Origin of the sequence: Curtobacterium sp. MCBA15_013 (genome assembly GCF_001865095.1) — a bacterium.
GTDB lineage: Bacteria > Actinomycetota > Actinomycetes > Actinomycetales > Microbacteriaceae > Curtobacterium.
On sequence record NZ_MJGQ01000015.1, the window covers coordinates 287,400 to 308,282 of the forward strand.

General features: G+C 71.5%; 21 protein-coding genes. 8 read left to right on the plus strand and 13 right to left on the minus strand.

Annotated elements, in window-relative coordinates; genetic code table 11:
- Positions 1-5: 5 nt before the first annotated feature.
- The 5 genes from BIV01_RS10860 to BIV01_RS10880 form a co-directional block, all read right to left on the minus strand.
- Complete coding sequence (locus BIV01_RS10860) at positions 6-938, minus strand: 4-(cytidine 5'-diphospho)-2-C-methyl-D-erythritol kinase (protein WP_071302820.1); 933 nt, start codon at positions 936-938, stop codon at positions 6-8.
- 9 nt (positions 939-947) lie between these two features.
- Positions 948-2,264 carry an O-acetylhomoserine aminocarboxypropyltransferase/cysteine synthase family protein gene (locus BIV01_RS10865; protein WP_070418108.1) on the minus strand — a complete coding sequence of 439 codons (1,317 nt, stop codon included), beginning with the start codon at positions 2,262-2,264 and terminating at the stop codon, positions 948-950.
- Complete coding sequence (locus BIV01_RS10870) at positions 2,264-3,316, minus strand: LLM class flavin-dependent oxidoreductase (protein ID WP_071302821.1); 1,053 nt, start codon at positions 3,314-3,316, stop codon at positions 2,264-2,266. Before BIV01_RS10870 ends, BIV01_RS10865 begins: the two co-directional genes overlap by 1 nt.
- A 90-nt stretch (positions 3,317-3,406) precedes the next feature.
- Positions 3,407-4,405: an ATP-grasp domain-containing protein gene (locus tag BIV01_RS10875; RefSeq protein ID WP_070418106.1), complete on the minus strand. Its 999-nt coding sequence runs from the start codon at positions 4,403-4,405 to the stop codon at positions 3,407-3,409.
- A gap of 60 nt (positions 4,406-4,465) precedes the next feature.
- The gene (locus BIV01_RS10880; RefSeq protein WP_071302822.1) at positions 4,466-5,308 is read right to left on the minus strand and encodes a helix-turn-helix transcriptional regulator; all 843 of its coding nucleotides are present in this window, start codon (positions 5,306-5,308) and stop codon (positions 4,466-4,468) included.
- A 101-nt stretch (positions 5,309-5,409) separates the two neighbouring features.
- On the opposite strand from BIV01_RS10880, the gene BIV01_RS10885 reads away from it, so the two are divergent.
- Positions 5,410-6,153, plus strand: a complete 744-nt coding sequence (locus BIV01_RS10885; RefSeq protein ID WP_071302902.1) for an SDR family oxidoreductase — start codon at positions 5,410-5,412, stop codon at positions 6,151-6,153.
- A 24-nt stretch (positions 6,154-6,177) separates the two neighbouring features.
- Here BIV01_RS10885 and BIV01_RS10890 read toward each other — a convergent pair whose 3' ends face one another.
- The 3 genes from BIV01_RS10890 to BIV01_RS10900 are packed head-to-tail and all read right to left on the minus strand — an operon-like array spanning position 6,178 to position 7,471.
- Positions 6,178-6,624 carry a hypothetical protein gene (locus BIV01_RS10890; RefSeq protein WP_139199299.1) on the minus strand — a complete coding sequence of 149 codons (447 nt, stop codon included), beginning with the start codon at positions 6,622-6,624 and terminating at the stop codon, positions 6,178-6,180.
- A gap of 57 nt (positions 6,625-6,681) precedes the next feature.
- Positions 6,682-7,221 (minus strand): hypothetical protein, encoded by a 540-nt coding sequence (locus tag BIV01_RS10895; protein WP_071302824.1) that lies wholly within the window; start codon positions 7,219-7,221, stop codon positions 6,682-6,684.
- A gap of 46 nt (positions 7,222-7,267) precedes the next feature.
- Positions 7,268-7,471 carry a hypothetical protein gene (locus BIV01_RS10900; protein WP_071302825.1) on the minus strand — a complete coding sequence of 68 codons (204 nt, stop codon included), beginning with the start codon at positions 7,469-7,471 and terminating at the stop codon, positions 7,268-7,270.
- A 626-nt stretch (positions 7,472-8,097) separates the two neighbouring features.
- Between BIV01_RS10900 and BIV01_RS10905 the strand changes: the two genes are divergently transcribed.
- Both BIV01_RS10905 and BIV01_RS10910 read left to right on the plus strand, forming a co-directional pair.
- Positions 8,098-8,568, plus strand: coding sequence for a YbaK/EbsC family protein (locus BIV01_RS10905; protein ID WP_071302826.1), 471 nt, complete (start codon positions 8,098-8,100; stop codon positions 8,566-8,568).
- The gene (locus BIV01_RS10910; RefSeq protein WP_071302827.1) at positions 8,568-9,485 is read left to right on the plus strand and encodes a pentapeptide repeat-containing protein; all 918 of its coding nucleotides are present in this window, start codon (positions 8,568-8,570) and stop codon (positions 9,483-9,485) included. Before BIV01_RS10905 ends, BIV01_RS10910 begins: the two co-directional genes overlap by 1 nt.
- Here BIV01_RS10910 and rsmA read toward each other — a convergent pair.
- The 4 genes from rsmA to rsmI form a co-directional block, all read right to left on the minus strand.
- Entirely contained in the window at positions 9,430-10,281 is an 852-nt protein-coding gene (gene rsmA / locus BIV01_RS10915; RefSeq protein WP_070418099.1) for a 16S rRNA (adenine(1518)-N(6)/adenine(1519)-N(6))-dimethyltransferase RsmA, read from the minus strand. The two genes, BIV01_RS10910 and rsmA, sit on opposite strands and share 56 nt — an antisense overlap.
- Positions 10,281-11,189, minus strand: a complete 909-nt coding sequence (locus BIV01_RS10920; protein ID WP_071302828.1) for a TatD family hydrolase — start codon at positions 11,187-11,189, stop codon at positions 10,281-10,283. Before BIV01_RS10920 ends, rsmA begins: the two co-directional genes overlap by 1 nt.
- Entirely contained in the window at positions 11,186-12,763 is a 1,578-nt protein-coding gene (metG, locus tag BIV01_RS10925) for a methionine--tRNA ligase (RefSeq protein ID WP_071302829.1), read from the minus strand. Before metG ends, BIV01_RS10920 begins: the two co-directional genes overlap by 4 nt.
- A gap of 121 nt (positions 12,764-12,884) precedes the next feature.
- Positions 12,885-13,706, minus strand: a complete 822-nt coding sequence (gene rsmI / locus BIV01_RS10930; protein WP_070418096.1) for a 16S rRNA (cytidine(1402)-2'-O)-methyltransferase — start codon at positions 13,704-13,706, stop codon at positions 12,885-12,887.
- Between the two features lie 65 nt (positions 13,707-13,771).
- On the opposite strand from rsmI, the gene BIV01_RS10935 reads away from it, so the two are divergent.
- Positions 13,772-15,403, plus strand: coding sequence for a dolichyl-phosphate-mannose--protein mannosyltransferase (locus tag BIV01_RS10935; protein ID WP_071302830.1), 1,632 nt, complete (start codon positions 13,772-13,774; stop codon positions 15,401-15,403).
- Positions 15,404-15,482: 79 nt separating this feature from the next.
- Here the strand turns inward: BIV01_RS10935 and BIV01_RS10940 are convergent, their stop codons facing one another.
- Complete coding sequence (locus tag BIV01_RS10940; RefSeq protein WP_071296070.1) at positions 15,483-16,130, minus strand: TetR/AcrR family transcriptional regulator; 648 nt, start codon at positions 16,128-16,130, stop codon at positions 15,483-15,485.
- A gap of 166 nt (positions 16,131-16,296) precedes the next feature.
- On the opposite strand from BIV01_RS10940, the gene BIV01_RS10945 reads away from it, so the two are divergent.
- The 4 genes from BIV01_RS10945 (at position 16,297) to BIV01_RS10960 (ending at position 20,879) form a co-directional block, all read left to right on the plus strand.
- Complete coding sequence (locus tag BIV01_RS10945) at positions 16,297-17,838, plus strand: MFS transporter (RefSeq protein WP_071302831.1); 1,542 nt, start codon at positions 16,297-16,299, stop codon at positions 17,836-17,838.
- A 318-nt stretch (positions 17,839-18,156) separates the two neighbouring features.
- A complete protein-coding gene (locus BIV01_RS10950) occupies positions 18,157-18,717 on the plus strand; it encodes an MOSC domain-containing protein (RefSeq protein ID WP_071302832.1) in 561 nt (186 codons plus the stop codon).
- Between the two features lie 83 nt (positions 18,718-18,800).
- Positions 18,801-19,694: a sulfurtransferase gene (locus BIV01_RS10955; RefSeq protein WP_071302833.1), complete on the plus strand. Its 894-nt coding sequence runs from the start codon at positions 18,801-18,803 to the stop codon at positions 19,692-19,694.
- A gap of 117 nt (positions 19,695-19,811) precedes the next feature.
- Positions 19,812-20,879, plus strand: a complete 1,068-nt coding sequence (locus BIV01_RS10960; protein ID WP_071302834.1) for an NAD-dependent epimerase/dehydratase family protein — start codon at positions 19,812-19,814, stop codon at positions 20,877-20,879.
- The last annotated feature ends 4 nt before the right edge of the window (positions 20,880-20,883 follow it).

Genomic DNA, 20,883 nt, shown 5'->3' on the forward strand with positions numbered 1-20,883 from the left:
CGCGGTCAGTGCAGGACGCGGGCGCCGTGCACCGGTCCGGCCGCACGCACCGCGACCATGCCGGCGGCGCTGAGCTCGACCTGCACCTCGAGCGCGGCATCACGGTCGGCGACGAGGAACGCCACCGTCGGCCCGCTGCCCGACACCAGTCCGGCGAGGGCACCGGCCTTCTCACCGATCTCGAGCGTCGTCGCGAGCGCGGGCTGGAGGCGCATCGCCGGGGCCTGCAGGTCGTTGTGCAGGCAGTCCGCGAGCAGGTCGGGATCGCCGGCGCGGAGGGCCTGCAGCACGTTCGCCTCGACCACGGGCGTGGTGGGTGCCGGCGCGATGTCCGCACGGTACCGCTCACGGTGCTCGTCGAGCGCCCGGTACACGGCGGGCGTCGAGAGGCCGTCGTCGCTCAGGGCGAGCACCCAGTGGAACTCACCCTTGGCCAGCGCCGGGCTCAGCTCGTCGCCGCGCCCGGTCCCGACGGCGGTCCCGCCGGCGAAGGCGAAGGGCACGTCGGCGCCGAGCTGCGCGGCGAGACGCAGCAGTTCCTCACGCCCGAGCGCGGTCCCCCACAGCGTGTCGACGGCGAGCAGGGTCGCTGCGGCGTCGGCCGATCCACCGCCCATCCCACCGGCGACCGGGACCTGCTTGTCGATGGTGAGCCGGACGCCCCCGCGGTACCCGGCGGCGTCGGCCACGAGGCGAGCGGCCCGGATCGCGAGGTTCGACTCGTCGACCGGGACCGACCGGGTGTCGATCGGCCCGGTGAAGGTCACCGAGAAGTCGTCCGCCGGCTCGGCCGAGACGTCCTCGTACAACGAGACCGCCTGGTACGCCGTCGCCACGTCGTGGTAGCCGTCGTCCTGCAGGGCCCCCACCGACAGGTAGACGTTGATCTTCCCGGGGGCGCGCGTCCGCACACGGGTCGGTGCGGCCAGCGTGGTCATGCCCCCAACCTATCCCGACGCAGCCGCGAAGCCGCGCGCGAGGTCCGCGAGGATGTCGTCCACGTGCTCGAGTCCGATGGACAGCCGGATGAGCCCGTCCCCGACCCCCGCGGCCGCCCGCTCCGCCGAGGTCATCTGCACGTGGGTCGTCGACGCCGGGTGCACGACGAGCGAGCGCACGTCACCGATGTTCGACACGTGGTCGAACAGCTCGAGCGCCGCGACGAACCGCCGCCCGGCGTCGACCCCGCCGTCGAGGTCGAACGCGAGCACCGCCGACGGACCCGCCGGCACGTACCGCTGGGCGAGTTCGTGCCACGGCGACGACGGCAGTCCCGCGTAGTGCACGCCGAGCACCTGGTCGTGCGCGTCGAGCCACGTCGCCACCGCGGCCGCGTTCGACACGTGCCGGTCCATCCGGAGCGACAGGGTCTGGATGCCCTGCAGCACGAGGAAGGCGTTGAAGGGTGCGATCGCCGGCCCGAGGTCGGCGGAGAGCTTCGAGCGGGTGCGCTGGATGAATGCGCGCCGCCCGAACTTCGCCGCGAAGTTGGTGTTCGCGAACCCGGACTGCTCGGTCGTGGCGAGCTGCGGGTACCGCTCGGCGTGCGCCGCCCAGTCGAAGTTCCCGCTGTCGACGATGAGCCCGGCGATGGCGCTGCCGTGCCCCGCGAGGTACTTCGTCGCCGAGTGCACGACGATGTCCGCACCGTGCTCGATCGGCCGGACGAGGTACGGCGTGGCGATGGTGTTGTCGACGATGAGCGGCACGCCGTGCTCGTGCGCGACACCGGCCACCCCCGCGAAGTCGAGGACGTCGCCGCGCGGGTTCGGGATCGACTCGCCGAAGAACGCCTTCGTCTCCGGACGGACCGCCGCCGCCCACTCGTCGAGGTCGGTCGGGTCCTGCACGAACGTGAACGCGATGCCGAGGTCGCCCAGGGTGGAGGCGAAGAGCGTGTAGGTCGCGCCGTAGAGCGACGCACTCGACACGATGTGGTCTCCGGCGCGGGCCAGGCCGAGGACGGCGAGCGAGGTCGCAGCCTGCCCGGACGCGAGCGCGAGGGCGCCGACACCACCCTCGAGGTCGGCGATGCGACGCTCGAGCGCGGCAGCCGACGGGTTGTTCACCCGCGAGTACGTGTGACCGGGCGCGTTGAGCATGAAACGGTCGGCCGCGTCCTCGCCCGACGGGTACACGAACGCGGCGCTCTGCGCGATCGGCGGCACGTTGGCACCGAACCCGGGGTCCGCCCGGAAGCCGGCACGGATCTGCCGGGTCTCGAAGGCCCAGCCGGCCTCGGTGCCGTCGGAGGCGTCGCCCATCAGACGACCGCCCCGGACGGCGCGGCCACGGACGGCCGGACGAGCGGGATGACCTGCTCGCCGAACCGGTCCATCTCCTCGAGCTGCGGCGAGAACTGCAGCAGCAGCGTGTCCACCCCGGCGTCCTCGAACTCGCGGATCCGCGCGGCCACCTGCTCCGGCGTCCCGACGAAGCCGGGGCGGAGCCCACGGTTCGACACCGAGTAGTCCTCGAGCGACGGCACGTGCTCGAGCTGCGATTTCGAGATGAAGTCCTGGTACGACTCGTACGCGTGCCCGTGCTGCACGTCGGTGATCCGGGCGAGCTCGGCCTGCGCCTCCTCCTCGGTCTCGCGGACGATGACGTAGGCGGCCATGCCGAACGCCTCGAACGGCGGCAGCCCGGCGTCGACACGGCGCTGCTTCATCTCGGCGATCTTCGTCCGGAGCTCCTCGACGGTGCCGCCGTGGGTCACGTAGGCGTCGGCGTACCCGGTGATCGCCGCCTTGCCGGCCTCGCTCTCGCCGCCGGCGTAGATGCGCGGGGTGACCCGGGGCTTCGGCTCGAGGTGGCTGTTCTCGATGTCGTAGTACTCGCCGTGGAAGGAGTACGGCGTCTCCCGCCAGAGCCCCTTCATGATCTCGACGAACTCCGCCGTGCGCTTGTACCGGTCGTCGTGCTCCGAGAAGATGCCGCCGTACTGCTTGGCCTCTTCCGCCCACCACGCGCTCACCACGTTGAACGTGAACCGGCCGCACGAGATGTCGTCGATCGTCGCGGCCTGCTTCGCCGTCACCGCGGGCAGGTGGTACCCGGGTCGCATCGCCGCCATGATCTCGAGGCGCTCGGTCGTCGCCGCGATGGCCGCGGCGAGCGACCAGGCCTCCAGCGAGGGCGCGGCCGTGCCCTTGATGTCGTTGAGGTTGAGCTCCGGCACGAGCGTCAGGTCGAAGCCGATCCGCTCGGCGCGCTGCGCCAGCCGCTTCACGTAGTCGAAGGTGACCGGCATGTTCTCGTTGTCGACGTTGCGCAGCCAGCCGCCGAAGAGCGGGGTCCAGTATCCGAATCGCACGGGGTGAGTTCCTTGGGGAGGTGGGGAGGGACGGACTGGAGGCGCGGGGCGGGCCCGCACCGCGCCTCCAGTCCGGTGGATCTTGCGTTCTCAGGCCGTGAGCTGCGCCGCGTACTGCGTCTCCAGCAGGCCACCGAGGTACCGCGCGATGGAGCGCGGGCCGGAGGCCGGCGCGGTCTCCTCGACGGCGGGGTTGTAGTTCGTGTTCGTGTTGATGTCGTAGACGACCGTGCGACCGTCCGTCGTCTCCATGAACTCGACGCCCGCGATCTGGATCCGCTGCTCCGCGAGGAACCCGCGGAGCTGCTGGACGAGCGGGTGCTCGGCGGTGACCTCCGTGCGGACGCTGAACGCCGGGGGTGCCCCGGCGGCCTCGGTGCCGGGGACGTCGCAGACAGCACCCGCGATGACCTGCGGGACCTCGCACGCGTCGGCCGGGCACAGCTCGAAGCTGCCGGCGCTCGTGTCGACGCGGACGGCGTAGACGAACTCGCCACCGACGAACTCGACGCGCGTGATGAACGGCTCGCGGGCCGTGAGGTACTCCTGCAGCAGGGTGATGCCGTCGACGGGCTCCTCGAACTCCGGGCTGTCGACGTAGGCGTCGAACTCGGCGAGCGAGTCGAACCGGCGGACGCCGAGGCCCTTGCCGCCCTGGTTGTGCTTCGTGATGAACGGCACGTCCTGGCCGCCGGTGAAGTCGTGGGCGGCCTGCTTGAGCGTCGTGCGCCCGAAGACGGCCGTGGTGCGGGGCACGTCGAACCCGGCGTTCCGGAGCAGTCCGTGCTGGGCGACCTTCGAGACCTCGAGCTCGAGGACGTGGCTGCCGCCGACGACCGGTCGACCGGCGCGCTCGAGCCAGCCGAGGACCGCGCGGGTGTACTCCTTCGAGTGCTCGTGCCCGCGCGTGTGGGAGCTCGCCGACATCCGCGACCAGTACACGCCCGGTTCGGGGTCGGCTGCGAGGTCGATCTGTCCCTCGGTGAGGAGGATCTCCTCGACGGGGACCCCCTCGGCCTCGAAGGCAGCGGCGAGCGGCGGGAACCACTCGGGGTTCTCGTGGATGACGTACACGCGGGGAGTGCTCACCTCGCCACCCTAGGCACGGCCTGCCGGGAGTCGCCAGGTGTGTGACGCGGGTTTACTCCGTCAGCGGACGAAGGTCTGCTGGCCGACGACGCCGAGGAGCTCGAGCTTCTGCGCGTCCTCGCTGCCCGTCGGTGCCGTGAAGAGCAGCAGCGCCTGCGTCTGGCTCGTCGTGTGGAGCACCTGGCAGTCCACGGTGATGCGACCGAGCTCGGGGTGGACGAACGTCTTGTGGTCCTCCCACCGGCTCGCCACCTCGTGTAGGGACCACAGCGCTCGGAAGTCCGCGCTGTTCACCTCGAGGTCGGCGATGAGCTCCGCCGCCCGGGTGTCCGTCGGTCCCGCGGCGCCGACCGCTGCACGGAGTGCGGCGACCTGTGCCCGGGCGAGCCGCTCGTGCTCCTCCGGCGCGTACTTCGCCCGTTCGTAGCCCGTCATGAACCAGCGCCACGGCTGGTACCGCTCGTTGCCCGGCAACCCCGTGGTCGTGCCGAGGAGCGCGGCCCCGAGCCGGTTCTCGACGAGGGTCTCCCCCAGGTCGTTCACCACGATCGCCGGGGTGTCCTCGAGGCGGTCGAGTACCCGGAGGATCGCGGGGTCGACGTGGTCGGAACGGTGGACCCGTGCGGGCGCGTTGTGCCCGGCGAGGCGGAACAGGTGGTCGCGCTCGTCGAGGCTGCAGCGGAGCGCCCGGGCGATCGCCGCGACCATCTGCTCGGACGGCTGCGGTCCACGCTGCTGCTCGAGGCGCGTGTAGTAGTCGGCGGACATCCCCGCCAGCGCGGCGACCTCCTCGCGCCGGAGGCCCGGCGTGCGGCGGCGCTGCCCGGATCCGAGTCCGACGTCCTCGGGGCGCAGCAGTTCGCGGCGGCGGCGGAGGAAGTCGGCGAGCCCGGGGCGGTCCATGCCTTCATCGTGCACCGGGCCCGGCGACCGTGCCAGGGATCGGCGGTCCCCCGATGACGGCGCTCTGGTTCGGGCGGTCGGGCAGGTGGATCGTGGTCGTCATGGACATCACGAACTCCACCGTCTTCATCCCCGGCGCGACCTCGGGCATCGGCCTCGGGCTGGCCCAGCGCCTGCAGGCAGCGGGCAGCACCGTCGTCATCGGCGGCCGACGTCGCGCCCTGCTCGACTCGCTGCACGACGAGTACGGCTTCGGCACCGTCGAGCTCGACGTCACCGACCCGGCGTCGATCACCGCCGCGGCCGCCTCCGTCATCGACGCCTACCCGTCGCTCGACGCCCTCGTCACGATGTCGGGCATCATGCGCGCCGAGGACCTGCGATCGTCGGAACACCTGGCCGACGCCGTCGCCACCGTCGAGACGAACCTGCTCGGCACCATCCGCCTCATCGACGCGTTCCTGCCGCACCTGCTCGGTCGTCCGGCGTCGACGATCGTCACCGTGTCGTCGGGGCTGGCGTACACACCGCTCGCCGCGACCCCGACCTACAGCGCCACGAAGGCCGCGGTGCACTCGTACACGCAGTCGCTCCGCCAGCAGCTGACCGGGTCACCCGTCTCGGTGCTCGAGCTCGTGCCGCCGGCGGTCGCCACGGACCTGATGGGCGAGGGCGTCGACTTCGGTGGGATGCCGCTGGCCTCGTTCCTCGACGAGGTGGTGTCGCTGCTGCAGGCCGGCGCCGCGCCGGAGATCCTGGTGCAGAACGTGCTGCCGCTGCGGTGGTCGGAGCGGGACGGGACGCAGCAGCAGCTCATCGAGGCGCTGGCGTCGCGGGGGCACTGACGTCCGGCTCGCCGTCCGTCTCGCTCAGTCGGTGGCGCCGTCCGCCTCGCCGCGGGCTCCGCGCCGTCGGATCACGCCGTCGAGGATCCGGTTGACGAGTCGCCAGGCCGGCCACGCGAGGGCCCCGACCAGCGCCGTGTCGACCGGGCGGCCGAGCGCGCGGATCACGACGTACGCGCCGGTCATCGTCAGGCCAGTCGACAGGGCGGCGTTGAGGCGGCGGGGCGTCCAGCCCTGGTCGTGGCTGTGGTGGTCGCCGTCCCCGTCGTCATCGTCATCGTCATCGTCGGGGAGGCGGTCGAACGTGATCCCCCACGCGACGAACAGCCCGCCCAGCACGACGGCCACCCACGCGGCGTCGTCGGAGGGATCCCGGAGGAGCGCGAGCACGGCGAAGACCACGATGGCGCACCCCGCGACCACTGCCGTGAGCAGGAGGACGAGTGCGGAACGGGAACGGGGTGCAGACACCCGTCGAAGCCTAGGGCCATCCGGTCGATCCGCGCGTGCCCCGTTCGGGACCCCGGTTCAGAGTGCCGCGAGCAGGTCCTGGAGCTCCGCCTTGGCGTCGGGCATGCGTTCCGGTCCGGTGAGCCGTTCCCGCTGCACGGCGATCCGGACCGTGCCCGCCCGGGAGCCGTCCTCGGTGGTGAGCAGCACCGACTCGCGATCGGGGAACGTCCACCGCGCCGACGGCCGCTTCCCGCCCCGGCGTTCCGAGGTCGGGGCGAACCCGAACGCCTTCGTGCAGACCGGCACGACCCCGTCGAGCACCGTCTCGCGCTCCCCGGGCACCTGGCGCGACGCCGACACCGCGAACGAGCCGTCCGATCGTTGCCCGGGGATCCGGAGGCCCCGCGCCTGCTCGTACCCGATCGTGACGCCCTGCGCCCACCACGGCTCGACGCCCTGTTCGACGATCCAGGCGGCGATGGCGGCGTGCCCGATCGTCCGTCCGTCGATCTCGTCGATGCGGGCGTACCAGTCGTCCGGCGTGCGACCGGTCGCCGCGAGCACGTTGTCGGCAGCCATCCCCTGCGCGTGCGATCGCACCGTCCCGTCGGTCATGCCGCCATCGTAGGGGCGGTGCGATCGCATCACGCTCGTGATCTCGTCAGGGACTCGTCCAGCCGCTCGAGCGTCGACGCGCTCGGGTGCCACGGACGAACTGCTGGGGTGTGAAGATCGGGAGCAGCGAGGGATCGACCTCTCCGAAGTACTGGTCGACGGTCACGATGCCGTCCGCGCCGGACGCCATCACCATCGCCGCCTGGACCGAGTCGAGGGCGGGGAGACCGAAGCGCTCGCGGTAGTACATGACGTCCTCGAGCAGCGGTGTGAGCAGACGGATGCCTCCGAGCGTGTCCCCGTGAGACGAACTTCTCGGAGGGCGAGGTCGAAGGCAGCGTCCTGGAGCTGGAGCTCGAGGACGTCGTTGCAGAACAGCGTCGTGTCCGCCAGCACCATCCGTTCGAGGAAGCCGGCGGCCGAGTCGTGCCCAGGAGCGCTGCGCTCGAGTGCGGCGACGACGAAGCTCCGCTCGGAGCACCACCGCAGCGGGCATCCGTGCCACGTCCTCCATCGGGAAGACACGGTACGGCTCGTCGATCGGAGCGAACTCCAGCGGCATGTCCTCAGACACCCCGCCAGGTGTGACGAGTGGGACGGGGAGCGATCGTGAAGGTCGACGTGCTGAGGATCTCGCGGACCCGTTGTGCGCGTTCCGCCGGGGTGCCGGTCGGTCGGGTGCGACGTGCTTCGATCTCAGCAGGAGTGAGCGTGCGATGCGCGAAATGCGGACGACGGGTGCTTGTCATGGTGTCTCCTTCGGTTCGTCAGGACGACCGTAGGCGGGCACGGAGCCGGTCTGCAAACATGTTGGATTTCCATGACTTCGGGGCAGGTGCTCGCGCTCGACACCGCTTCCCACGAGGATGGACGGTGATGAACGACCGCCTCGCCACCGTCCAGCGCATCGTCGCCGAAGCCGGCATCGACGCGACCGCCCGGGAACTCCCCGACTCGACCCACAGCGCCGCGCAGGCCGCCGCCGCGCTCGGCACCGAACCGGGAGCGATCGCGAGCAGCCTGCTGTTCCTCGCCGACGGGGAACCCCTGCTCGCGATGACGTCTGGCCGGCACCGGGTCGACACGGACCTGCTCGCCGCCCAGATCGACGCGACCGAGCTCACCATGGCCACCGCGAAGCGGGTCCGCGAGATCACCGGGCAGCCGATCGGCGGCGTCTCCCCCGTCGGGCACCCGGCCCCGATCCGCACGGTGGTCGACGAGGCGCTCCGCGAGTACGACACGGTCTGGTCGGCGGCGGGGACCGCGAACAGCGTGCTCCCCCTGACCTTCGAGCAGTTGCTGTCGCTGACCGGTGGGACGGTCGTCCGGGTCAACGACCACTGATGGCGACGCGGACGCGCGTCGAGCTGGGGCGACGAGAGGACCTCGGCGCTGACTGCGCGAACTGCTTCGGCCTGTGCTGCGTGGCCCTGGCGTTCGCGAAGTCCGCGGACTTCCCGTTCGACAAGGACGCCGGCGACCCGTGCACGAACCTCGACGACGCGGACGGCTGCCGGATCCACCCGCACCTGCGTGAGCGGGGCTTCTCCGGCTGCACGGTGTTCGACTGCTCGGGGGCCGGGCAGAAGGTCTCCCGGCACACCTTCGCGGGCCGCTCGTGGCGCGACGACCCCGAGACGCGGCGCTCCATGTTCGCCACGTTCCCGATCGTCCGACGACTCCACGACCTCCTGCGGTACCTCGACGAGGCGATCACCCTCGTGCGAGCGACACACGACGAGACCCCGTGGGTCGCGGCCTTCGAGCGCGTCCGTCTGCTGAGCGACGGGACGCCGGAGGACCTCACCACCCTCGACGTCGACGCGGAGTACGACCGTGCCCGTCCGCTCCTGCTCGAGGCGAGTGCGATCGCGCGTCGGCAGGGTCCGGTCGGTGCCCACGACCAGCGGGTCGGTCCGGGGACGGACCTCGTCGGCGCGGACCTGCGCGGGGCCGACCTGCGCGGGGCGACGCTGCGCGGGTCGCTCGCCATCGCGGCGGACCTCCGGGGCGCCCGGTTGGACCGTTGCGACCTGCTCGGCGTGGACCTCCGCGACGCGGACCTGCGCGGCACCGATCTCCGTGGCGCGGTGTTCCTCACGCAGATGCAGGTCAACGCGGCGCGGGGCGACGCGGCCACGGTCCTGCCGGAGGGGTTCCAGCGCCCCGGGCACTGGAGCACGACGGCGGACGCGGCCGCCGGGGTCACTCCGCCGCGGCGAGGACCGTCCGGCCGAGGCGCACGAAGTCGTCGGCGCTGAGCATCTCGCCCCGAGCCGTCGGGTCGACCCCGCCGGCGGTGAGGAGTTCCGACGCCCGGGCACTGCTGCCGAGGACACCGGAGAGGCTCTGGCGGAGCATCTTCCGCCGCTGCTGGAACGCCCCGTCGACGAGCGCGAAGACCTGCGCCCGCAGTGCTTCGTCCCCGGGCGGGTCGTGCCGGTCGAACCCGACGAGGACGCTGTCGACGTTCGGCACCGGCCAGAACACCTGGCGGCTGACCTGTCCGGCGATCGACCACGACCCGTACCAGGCGGCCTTCACGCTCGGCGCCCCGTAGACCTTGCTGCCGGGGCCTGCGGCGATGCGGTAGCCGACCTCGGCCTGCACCATGACGAGCGCCCGCTCGATCGACGGGAAGGTCGCCAGCAGGTGGAGCAGCACCGGGACGGAGACGTTGTAGGGCAGGTTCGCGACGACGTGCGTGGGCGCCTCGGGCAGGTCCGTCGCGGCGACGGTGAGGGCGTCCTGGTGGATGACCTCGAGCCGGGCCGCCGGTTGCATCGTGGCGACCGTGGTCGGCAGCTGGGCGGCGAGCCGGCCGTCGATCTCCACCGCGGTGACGGAGGCGCCCGTCTCGGTCAACCCGAGCGTCAGCGAGCCGAGACCGGGACCGATCTCGAGCACCTTCGAGTCGGCGGTGACCCGACCGGACGCCACGATGCGACGGACCGTGTTCGCGTCGTGCACGAAGTTCTGGCCGAGCTTCTTCGTCGGCGTGACGTCGAGCTGGGCCGCGAGGTCCCGGATCTCCGCCGGGCCGAGGAGCGATGCCACTACTGCTCCACTGTCACGGGCTCGGCGTCCCACGCGCCGTAGACGAGCTCGGTGTTCGAGGCGATCTGCGCCGCGAGCATCGAGGCGTCGGTCCCGAGGGTGTCGGCCATCGACCGGAGGGTGAGCGGGATGAGGTACGGCGCGTTCGGGCGGCCGCGGAACGGCGTCGGCGTGAGGTACGGGGCGTCGGTCTCGACCATGATCAGGTGACGGGGCGCGACCTCGAGCGCGGCACGCAGGGGGGCCGCGTTCTTGAAGGTCACGGTGCCGGCGAACGACATGTACCAGCCGCGCTCCGCGCAGAGCCGGGCGAGGTCGGGACCGCCGGAGAAGCAGTGGAACACGGTCTTCTCGGGAGCGCCGACACGGTCGAGGACCTCGACCACGGCGTCGTGCGCGTCGCGGTCGTGGATCGTCAGCGCGAGGTCGTGCGCCTTGGCGATGCGGATGTGCTCCTCGAACGAACGGACCTGGGCGTCGCGGCCGTCCTCGCCGGTGCGGAAGAAGTCGAGACCGGTCTCACCGATCGCCCGGACCCGGGGCAGCGCCGCGAGCCGTTCGATGCCGACGAGGTGCTCGTCGAGCAGGCCCTGTTCCTGCAGCGACGGCGCCTCGTTCGGGTGCAGCGCCACCGCGGCGAGGACCCGGGGCTCACGAGCAGCGATCGCCGCCGACCACTCCGAGGTGGCCAGGTCGGTGCCGACCTGCACGACACCGCGGACGCCGACGCTCGACGCTCGGTCGAGGTGTTCTCGGTAGTCCAGCGCGCCGTCGCCGCCGTCGGCGATCTCCATGTGGGTGTGGTTGTCGTAGACCGGGACGACGAGCGCCTCGGGCAGGGGCGGGTAGGTCAGGTCCCGCTTGGACCCATCGCCGTCACCACGGGCGCGGAGGTGGGCGTCGGTCACGCTGCGCCCTGCTCCGACTGCTCGATGCGCGGGAACAACCCGGACTCGAGCGGGACCACGGTCGAGGCACCCTGCCACTCCCAGGCACGGTCCACCCGCTGCTCGGCGATCGATCCGCCGGCACCGATCGAGGCCCAGAGCTTCTCGGTCGCCTTCGGCATGACCGGCGAGAGCAGGACGACGACGGTGCCGAGCCCACGAAGCGCGGTGGACAGGACGGTGCCGAGCCGCTCGCGCTGCGCGTCGTCCTTCGCCAGCGCCCACGGCTGCTGCTCGGTGATGTACCCGTTCAGCGCATCGACGAGCTCCCACACCGCGGCGATGGCCTCGTGCGGCGCGAACGCGGCGATGGCGGCGTCGGCGCGCTCGGTGACGGAGACCGCGAGCGCGTCGATCGCTTCGTCGGAGGAGGTCAGCGACCCACGCTCGGGCACCGCACCGTCGAAGTACTTCTGCAGCATCGCGACGAGTCGGGAGGCGAGGTTGCCGAAGCCGTTCGCGAGCTCGGCCTGGTAGCGGGCGGAGATGTCCTCCCAGCTGAAGTTGCCGTCCTGCCCGAAGGTGATGGCGCGGAGGAAGTAGTAACGGAAGGCGTCGGACCCGAACGTGTCGGTGATCTCCGACGGCGCGATGCCGGTCAGCTTCGACTTCGACATCTTCTCGCCGCCGACGAGCAGCCAGCCGTGGCCGAACACGCGCTCGGGGACGGGCAGCCCGGCGGCCATGAGCATCGCCGGCCAGATCACCGCGTGGAACCGTGCGATGTCCTTGCCGACGATGTGCACGCTCGGCCAGAGGCGCTGGAAGGCCTCGTCGTCGTCGGTGCCGTACCCGAGCGCCGTGACGTAGTTGAGCAGTGCGTCGAACCACACGTAGAGGACGTGGTCGTGGTCCCACGGGATCTGGATGCCCCAGTCGAAGCTCGACCGCGAGATCGACAGGTCGCGCAGACCCTGCTTGACGAACGAGATGATCTCGTTGCGGACGCTCTCCGGCTGGATGAACAGCGGGTTCGACTCGTACAGGTCGAGCAGGCGCTGCTCGAAGTCGGACATGCGGAAGAAGTAGTTGCGCTCGGACAGCACCTCGACCGGGATCGAGTGGATCGCACAGACCTGCTGCCCCTCGTACGCACCGGTGCCGGGGACGAGGTCGCTCGGCTGCTTGTACTCCTCGCAGCCCACGCAGTAGAAGCCCTCGAACTCGCCCGCGTAGATGTAGCCGTCGTCGTACAGCTTCTGCAGGAACGCCGTCACGCCGCGCTCGTGGCGCTCGTCCGTGGTGCGGATGAAGTCGTCGTTCGCCACGTCGACGGTGTCGAGGAGCGGCTTCCACGCCTCGGTCACGAGCCGGTCGGCCCATTCCTTGGGCGTGACGTCGTTGGCCGAGGCCGTCCGCAGGATCTTCTGCCCGTGCTCGTCGGTGCCAGTGAGCAGCCACGTGTCGTCGCCGCGCTGCCGGTGCCAGCGCGCGAGGACGTCCGCGGCGACCTCGGTGTAGGCGTGCCCGATGTGGGGCACGTCGTTCACGTAGAAGATCGGCGTGGTGATGCTGAACGAGGACCCGTCGGACATGCGGACCATCCTACGGGTGGGCGGGAGCCGCATGACGCGCCCCGCGCGCCACCTGTGGAGAACCGGACGGGAGGCGCGGTGCGCGTCCGGAACCGCGCCTTCAGTCCGGTGACGCTCGCGTCTACCGCGCCGCCAGCGCGCCCTCGTAGAGGTCGCGCTTCGACAGCCCCGTCGCGTCCGCGACGGCCGCGGCCGCCTCCTTCATGCGCGACCCGGCGGCCACCCGCTCCAGCACCAGCCGGACGCCGTCCTCGATCGTCGTGTCGTCGAGCGCACCGGTCGACCCCTCGACGACGACGCAGATCTCACCGCGCACCCCGTCAGCTGCCCACGCCGCGAGCTCCGCGAGGGACCCGCGTCGGACCTCCTCGTGCAGCTTCGTCAGCTCGCGGCAGACGACCGCGCGCCGGTCGTCCCCGAAGCCCGCGGCCATGTCCGCGAGCGTGTCGCCCAACCGGTGCGGCGACTCGAAGAACACCATCGTCCGCTGCTCCCCGGCGAGCGACGCGAAGAGCCGCCGACGTTCCCCGCCCTTCCGCGTCGGGAACCCCTCGAAGCTGAAGCGGTCGGTCGGCAGCCCCGACACGGCGAGCGCCATGAGCACCGCCGAGGGGCCCGGCAACGCGGTGACCGTGACCCCGGCGGCCGCGGCGGCCTCGACGAGGGGGAAGCCCGGGTCGCTGATGGCGGGCATGCCGGCGTCGGTGAGGACGACGACGTCCTCGTCCCGCGCGAGCTCGACGACCTCGGCTGCCTTCGCCCGTTCGTTGTGCTCGTGCAGTGCGATGAGGCGCGGGCGGTTCTCGATGCCGAGCGCCCGCATGAGGTGGATCGCGGTGCGGGTGTCCTCGGCGGCGACCACACTCGCGTTCGAGAGGGTCTCGACCAACCTCCGGGAGGCGTCTCCGAGGTTGCCGATGGGCGTTGCTGCGAGCACGATCACGGGACCATTGTGGTCGCCTGTGCGCGGCTGCGGGGACATGGCGCCGATCCGTAGGATGCTCTCCGATGACCAGCGAGCTGACCGACGACCGCACCGCCGTCCCCGACGGGCCGGTCGGCTCCCGTCTCGACGACTGGTGGGCGCGCACGCTCTCCACCGCCAGGCGCGTCGCCGTCTGGCGCTGGGCCGGGCCCCTGGCCGTCACGCTGCTGGCCGCGGTGCTGCGGCTCGTCGCCCTCGGACACCCGCACTCGCTCGTGTTCGACGAGACGTACTACGTCAAGGACGGCTGGTCGATCGTGCACCTCGGGTACGAGGGCACCTGGCCGGGCAACCCCGCCGACAGCTCCCAGCCGACGACGGACCAGCGGTTCGCGTCCGGTGAGACCTCGCTGTTCACCAGCGCTGCGGAGTTCATCGCGCACCCGCCGCTCGGCAAGTACCTCATCGGCCTCGGGATGCTCCTGTTCGGCGCGGACAACTCGTTCGGCTGGCGGTTCGCCGTGGCGGTGCTCGGCATCGCGACCGTGTTCCTGACGGCGGTCATCGCCCGGTCGCTCTTCCGCTCGACGCTGGTCGGAACCCTCGCCGGCTTCCTGCTCGCGATCGACGGGCAGGCGATCGTGCTGTCCCGTGTGAGCCTGCTCGACGGGATCCTGACGTTCTTCGTGGTGCTCGGCTTCGGCGCGCTGCTGCTCGACCGTCGCTGGACGTCCAAGCGGCTCGACGCCTGGGTCGCCCGACGCACGGCAGCCGGCCGCGACACGCTCTGGGGACCGGTGCTCTGGTGGCGTCCGTGGCTGATCGCGATGGGGGTGGCGCTCGGACTCGCGACCGCGACGAAGTGGTCCGGCATGTACTTCCTCGCGTTCTTCGCGGTGTACTCCGTCCTGACCGACATGATGCTGCGGAAGCGGGCCGGCATCGAGTTCTGGTCCTCGAGCGCCTGGCTGCAGCAGGGACCGGCGTCGTTCCTGCTCACGGTGCCGATCGCCGCGGTCACCTACGTCGCGTCGTGGACCGGGTGGTTCGTGTCGAAGGACGGCTGGGACCGCGACTGGATCGCCACGGGCGGGCAGCGCTGGACCGGCGTGCTGTCGTGGGTGCCGGACAGCCTGCAGAACTGGTGGCACTACCAGTCCGAGATCTACGGCTTCAACATCGGCCTGCACACCCCGCACTCGTACCAGGCGAACCCACTGCTCTGGCTGCTCATGCAGCGACCCACGTCGATGTACTACGTCGGCACGAACGCCGGCCAGGACGGCTGCACGGCGACCCGCTGCGGGGAGGCCATCACCGGCATCGCGAACCCGTTCATCTGGTACGCGGCGGTCATCGCGACCGTGGCGCTGCTGGTGCTCTGGATCCTGCGCCGCCGGTGGGAGTACGCCTTCGTCCTGATGGGCGTCGCGGCGGGGTACCTGCCGTGGCTGCTCTACGTGAACCGAACGGTGTTCCAGTTCTACACGGTCTCGTTCGAGCCCTTCATGGTGATGGCGCTCGCCGCGGCGATCGGGTTGGTGCTCGGGTCACGGGACGATCCCCGGCCACGCCGGACCCGAGCGGTCGTCTGGGTCGGCGTGTACCTCGGGGTCGTGGTGCTCGCGTCGGCGTACTGGTTCCCGATGTGGACCGGCATGCAGATGCCGTGGGACTTCGTCCGGTCGCACTACTGGGTGCCGAGCTGGTTGTAGCGCGTGCGCGGTGTCAGGACTGCGCCTGCGCGGTGTCAGGACCGCGCGTGCGCGGTGTCAGGACCGCGCGTGCGCGGCGTCAGGACTGCGCGTGCAGCGCTCGCTCGATCGATTCACGGTCGAGCGGGTCGCCAAGCATGGGCGCTTCCCGTTCGCCCGGGAGCACGCCCTCGATGAGGACCTCGGCGTAGCGCCGCCACGCGTTCGGGTCGTGCGCGCGGGTGGTGTCCGCGACGGCGCCGACCATCGAGGTGAGCATCGGCAGGTCGCGGTAGTCGAACCCGACCCGCACGACGCCGGCGTCCCGCGCACGGCGGATGATCTCGGAGACCTGGGTCTCGAGTCGATCGCGTTCCTGCACGATCGACGGACGCGACTTGCCGGCACGCACGATGGCGTCGGCGAGGGCCCGGTCGCGTGCCCGGAACTCGAACACGCCCATCAGGTACACCCGCAGGGACTCGCGCGGATCGGACTCGTCCGCCGCACGCGCCGCGGCGTCGTTCATCGCCTCGAATTTGGTGGCGAGCAGCGCCTCGATCAGGGAGTCCTTGTCGGCGAAGCGGCGGTAGACCGTCCCGACGCCGACCCCGGCCTCGTGAGCGATGTCGTTCAGCGTGACCGACAACCCGCGTTCTGCGAAGCACTTGCGTGCCGTCTGCAGGATCAGCTCGCGGTTGCGTGCTGCGTCGGCGCGGAGGGGGCGCTCGAGGTCGGTGGTGCTCACGGCCTCGACGCTAGTTGAACTTTCTGGGAATAAGCGGATGCGGACCTTCCGTTTCGGTCTACACTGGTCACAAGCGGATGCATCGCATCCGCTTCACCCCTCCCTCTCCCGGAGCGCCCGACGGCGCGTGCTCCACCATCCCTCCACCTTCTCGAAGGAGGCTGCCGTGACGGCAGAACAGACCGTGCCGACCCCCACCGGGACAGCACCCACGACTTCCGGCTCCACGCCCGACAAGAGCAACCACCGTTGGATCGCCCTGGCGGTCATCGCCCTCGCGCAGCTGATGGTCGTGCTCGACGCGACGATCGTCAACATCGCACTGCCCTCCGCCCAGGCCGACCTCGACTTCGGCACCGACCAGCGCCAGTGGATCGTCACGGCGTACTCGCTCGCGTTCGGGTCGCTGCTGCTCCTCGGCGGGCGGCTCGGCGACCTCTTCGGCCGGAAGAACACCTTCATCATCGGGCTCGTCGGCTTCGCCGTGGCGTCCGTGCTCGGCGGCCTGGCGGACTCGTTCGGCCTGCTCGTCGCCGCTCGTGCACTGCAGGGCGTGTTCGGCGCGCTCCTCGCCCCCTCCGCGCTGGGCATGCTGACGACGACCTTCCGCGACCCGAAGGAACGCGGCCGTGCGTTCGGCATCTTCGGGTCGATCGCCGGCTCCGGTGCCGCGATCGGCCTGCTCCTCGGCGGCGTGCTCACCGAGTACGCGTCGTGGCGCTGGTGCCTCTACGTGAACGTCGTGTTCGCCGTCCTCGGCGTGATCGGCGCCCTGGTGTTCATGGCGAAGCCGCCGAAGGTCGAGCGCCCGCGCATCGACGTCGCCGGCGTCCTCACGATCACTGCCGGCTTGGTCGGCGTCGTCTACGGCTTCTCGAACGCCGAGACCAACGGCTGGGACTCCCCGGTCACGATCGTCATGCTCGCTGCGGGCGTGGTACTCATCGCGGCGTTCGTCTTCATCGAGACCCGCGTCGCGCACCCGCTGCTCCCGCTCCGGGTCGTGCTCGACCGTGACCGCGGTGGCTCGTTCATCGCGATCGGCCTGGTGGCGATCGGCATGTTCGGCATCTTCCTGTTCCTGACCTACTACCTCGAGCAGACCCTCGGGTTCAGCTCGCTGCAGACGGGTCTGGCGTTCCTGCCGATGCCCCTCTCGATCATGATCTCGGCGACGCAGATCGGCGGTCGGCTGCTCCCCCGCGTCGGGCCGAAGGTGCTCATCTTCGCCGGTGGTCTCGTCGCGTCGATCGGTCTGCTGCTGCTCCTCCGCACGGACCTCGACAGCTCCTACGCGGGCACCGTCCTGCCGGCGCTCATCGTGATCGGCCTCGGCATGGGCACGATCTTCTCGTCCGCGATGAACACCGCGACGACCGGGGTCGCCCGTGCCGACGCGGGCGTGGCCTCGGCGACGGTGAACACGATGCAGCAGATCGGCGGCTCGATCGGCACCGCGCTCCTGTCGACGATCTTCGCGGACGTCGTGGCGAACAGCCTCTCCGGGCTCTCCGCGGCACCGACGAAGCTCCAGCAGGCGCAGGCCGTGCTCGACGGGTACCACGTGGCGTTCGGCATCTCGGCGGGCGTGCTCGTCCTGGTCGCCCTGGCCGGTGGGCTCCTCATCAACCGCCAGTCGGTGCGGCTCGCGAAGCTCGAGCACGCCAGCGCGGCGACGACGGGCAGCATCCCGACCGCGGCGCACTGACCCGCACCGCTCGACACGTACGGCCCGTCCCGGTTCTCCGGGGCGGGCCGTTCGGCGTCTCTGGCGCGGTGCGGCGGGGCGGGCGGGCGGGGCGGGGGCGCCGAGGCCGACGCCGACGCCGACGCCGACGCCGAACGACATGGTCGACGTCGCACGACATCGGCGTTGTCGCTCGTTGCGCTCGCGAGCATTCGCGGTCCGACGGGAGCGACATGATCGAGGTCGTACGACAACGGGTTTGTCGTTCGGCGTCGACACTCCCGACACTCCGCGCGGGACCCCCTCGCGCCCCAATCCGATCCGCGCCAGGATCGAGGGGTGACCGAACACCAGGAAGACCACGCCGTCGTCGTCTCCGTCAGCCGCGACACCGACCACCGGTTCAGCAAGCCGGTCGTGGACGAGGTCGTGCTCGTCGCCGGCTGGGGCATCGAGGGCGACGCACACGCCGGCACCACCGTCCAGCACCGGTCCCGGGTCGCGCGGGACCCCTCGCAGCCGAACCTGCGGCAGGTCCACCTGCTGCACACCGAACTCTTCGACGAGGTCGCCGAGGCCGGGTACGAGGTCGCTCCGGGCCAGATGGGCGAGAACGTCACCACCCGCGGCGTCGACCTGCTCGGGTTGCCGACCGACACGCTCCTGCACCTCGGCGACGACGCGTGCGTCCGCGTGACCGGCCTGCGGAACCCGTGCCAGCAGATCAACGACTTCGAGCCCGGGCTCCTGCGCGCCGTGCTCGGTCGCGCCGAGGACGGCTCGGTCGAGCGCAAGGGCGGCGTGATGGCCGTCGTCGTCACCGGCGGGGTGGTCCGCCCCGGAGACCGTATCCGCGTCGAGGTCCCCGCCGGCACGCCGGAACCGCTCCGTCCGGTCTGACGATCCGCCGCAGGACGCGGCCCGGTTGCGCCGTGTGTCGGTTTCCCTCGCACACGTCAGGGGTGCCGATTACCCTTTCCGGCATGGCCCCCGTCCTGACCTCGCCGCTCGTGTCGACGCAGTGGCTCGCAGACCACCTCGGTGCTGACGAGCTCGTCGTGCTCGACGCGTCCGTGCACACCGCGGGGACCGGTCTCGAGACGACGTGGCAGACGGCGCGGGACTCCTACGAGCAGCGCGGACACGTCCCGGGCGCCCGGTACGCCGACCTCGTCGAGGCGTTCTCCACGCCCGACGCCGACGTCCCGTTCACCCGACCCGGCGCCGAGCGGTTCGAGTCCGCCGCCGGCGACCTCGGCGTGACGAACACCTCGACGGTCGTGGTCTACGACGACAGCGTCGGCGAGTGGTCGGCGCGGCTCTGGTGGATCTTCCGCTCGTTCGGCTTCGACTCCGTCGCTGTGCTCGACGGGGGCTTCACGAAGTGGCGGGACGAGGGTCGCCCGGTGCGCGTCGGTGCGCTCCGATCGGCGCCGAAGCCGGCGTCGACCCCGGCGTCGCACGTGGGCGACGCGACGGCGACCACGACCTTCCTCGCGGGCGAGGAGCGTCCGCTCTGGGCCGACCACGAACGAGTCCTCCGTGCCGTCTCGGGCGAGCAGCCCGCGTCGCTGGTGTTCGCCGCGCCCGAGTCCGCCCTCGGCGCCGAGCACCCGCCGATCGTCCCCGGCAGCACCCCGATCACCGTGGACACGCTCGTGGACCCCACGACGAACGCGTACCTGCGCCGTCCCGCCCTCGAGCAGGCCTTCGCAGCGGTACTCGACGCCGACGAGATCGTGACCTACTGCGGTGTCGGCAGTGCCGCGTGCGTCGACGCCCTCGCGCTGACGGTGCTCGGCCACGAGAAGGTCCGGGTCTACGACGGGTCCCTGCTCGACTGGTGGCGGCGCGAGCCCGAGGCGCTGGCCTCCTAGCCCGACGACACCGGCCGCCGACGCCCGTCACACCGGCGGCCGACACCGGTCACACCGGCGGCCGACACCGGCGGCCGTCTCGGGTGGCCCCGCGCCCGCGCCGACTACCGTTGACCCATGAGCACCAGACGCGCGGTCGTCCTCGGCGGTACCGGCGGGATCGGTTCGGCCGTCGCGCGTGCGCTCCTCGACGCCTCCGGACGCGGCGGCGACGACTGGCAGGTGGACGTGGTCGCCCGCCGCGGTGGCCCCGTCGCCGACGAACTCACCGCAGTGGGAGCGACGTTCACCCCGGGCGACCGTCGCGACACCGCCGTCCTCCGCGACCTCCTCCGCCCCGGCGCCGACCTGCTGGTGGACACGGTCGGCCTCACCCGCGACGACGCCCGGCAGCTCCTGCCCTTCCTCGACGACGTCGGCTCGACCGTGTTCGTGTCGTCGAAGGCCGTGTACGCCGACGAGCAGGGTCGGCACGCGAACTCGCTGGACAAGCCCGTGTTCGGCGGCGCGGTGACCGAGCTGCAGCCGACCGTCACGGCGGGCGACGGCGACCCCACCGGTCGTGACGGCTACGGCGCCGCCAAGGTCGCCGCCGAACAGGTGCTGCTCGACCACGGCGCCCCGGTCACCGTGGTCCGGCCATCGAAGGTGTACGGCGTCGGCATCGGTCGGCCTCGCGAGTGGTTCGTCGTCCGGCGGGCGCTGGACGGTCGGGAGCGCGTCCTCCTCGCCGACCACGGCCGCAGCGTCGACCACACCACGGCAGCCAGCGGCATCGGTTCACTCGTCCGTCTCGTCGCCGACGCACCGGACCGCCGCATCCTCAACGTCGCCGACGACACCGCGCCGAGCGTGCTCGAGATCGTCCGCACCATCGCCGGTCACCTCGACCACCCGTTCGACGAGGTCCTGCTCGACGCCGACGCCCCCGCGTTCGTGGGCACGACCCCGTGGACCACGCCGACGCCGTTCGTCCTCGACACCACCGCCGCACGCTCCCTCGGGTGGGAGCCGCCCGTGTTCGCGACGGCGGTCCGGCCGGAGCTCGACTGGCTCGTCGAGACGGCACATGCGGTGCCGGCCGGCAGCGACGTGCCGTGGGCCGACGACCCGTTCTGGGACCGGCTGTTCGACTACGGCCCCGAGGACGCCGCCCTCGCCCTCCTGTCGCTCAGCCGGGACTGACGCC

Excerpts from the sequence above, each read along its gene's own strand:
- BIV01_RS10885 (WP_071302902.1), top strand. The coding sequence starts at position 5,410 with ATGGACATCACGAACTCCACCGTCTTCATCCCCGGCGCGACCTCGGGC.
- BIV01_RS10905 (WP_071302826.1), top strand. The coding sequence starts at position 8,098 with ATGAACGACCGCCTCGCCACCGTCCAGCGCATCGTCGCCGAAGCCGGC.
- BIV01_RS10910 (WP_071302827.1), top strand. The coding sequence starts at position 8,568 with ATGGCGACGCGGACGCGCGTCGAGCTGGGGCGACGAGAGGACCTCGGC.
- BIV01_RS10955 (WP_071302833.1), top strand. The coding sequence starts at position 18,801 with ATGGCCCCCGTCCTGACCTCGCCGCTCGTGTCGACGCAGTGGCTCGCA.
- BIV01_RS10865 (WP_070418108.1), bottom strand. The coding sequence starts at position 2,264 with ATGGGCGACGCCTCCGACGGCACCGAGGCCGGCTGGGCCTTCGAGACC.
- BIV01_RS10860 (WP_071302820.1), bottom strand. The coding sequence starts at position 938 with ATGACCACGCTGGCCGCACCGACCCGTGTGCGGACGCGCGCCCCCGGG.
- BIV01_RS10960 (WP_071302834.1), top strand. The coding sequence starts at position 19,812 with ATGAGCACCAGACGCGCGGTCGTCCTCGGCGGTACCGGCGGGATCGGT.
- BIV01_RS10935 (WP_071302830.1), top strand. The coding sequence starts at position 13,772 with ATGACCAGCGAGCTGACCGACGACCGCACCGCCGTCCCCGACGGGCCG.
- BIV01_RS10895 (WP_071302824.1), bottom strand. The coding sequence starts at position 7,221 with ATGACCGACGGGACGGTGCGATCGCACGCGCAGGGGATGGCTGCCGAC.
- BIV01_RS10900 (WP_071302825.1), bottom strand. The coding sequence starts at position 7,471 with ATGTACTACCGCGAGCGCTTCGGTCTCCCCGCCCTCGACTCGGTCCAG.
- BIV01_RS10880 (WP_071302822.1), bottom strand. The coding sequence starts at position 5,308 with ATGGACCGCCCCGGGCTCGCCGACTTCCTCCGCCGCCGCCGCGAACTG.
- metG (WP_071302829.1), bottom strand. The coding sequence starts at position 12,763 with ATGTCCGACGGGTCCTCGTTCAGCATCACCACGCCGATCTTCTACGTG.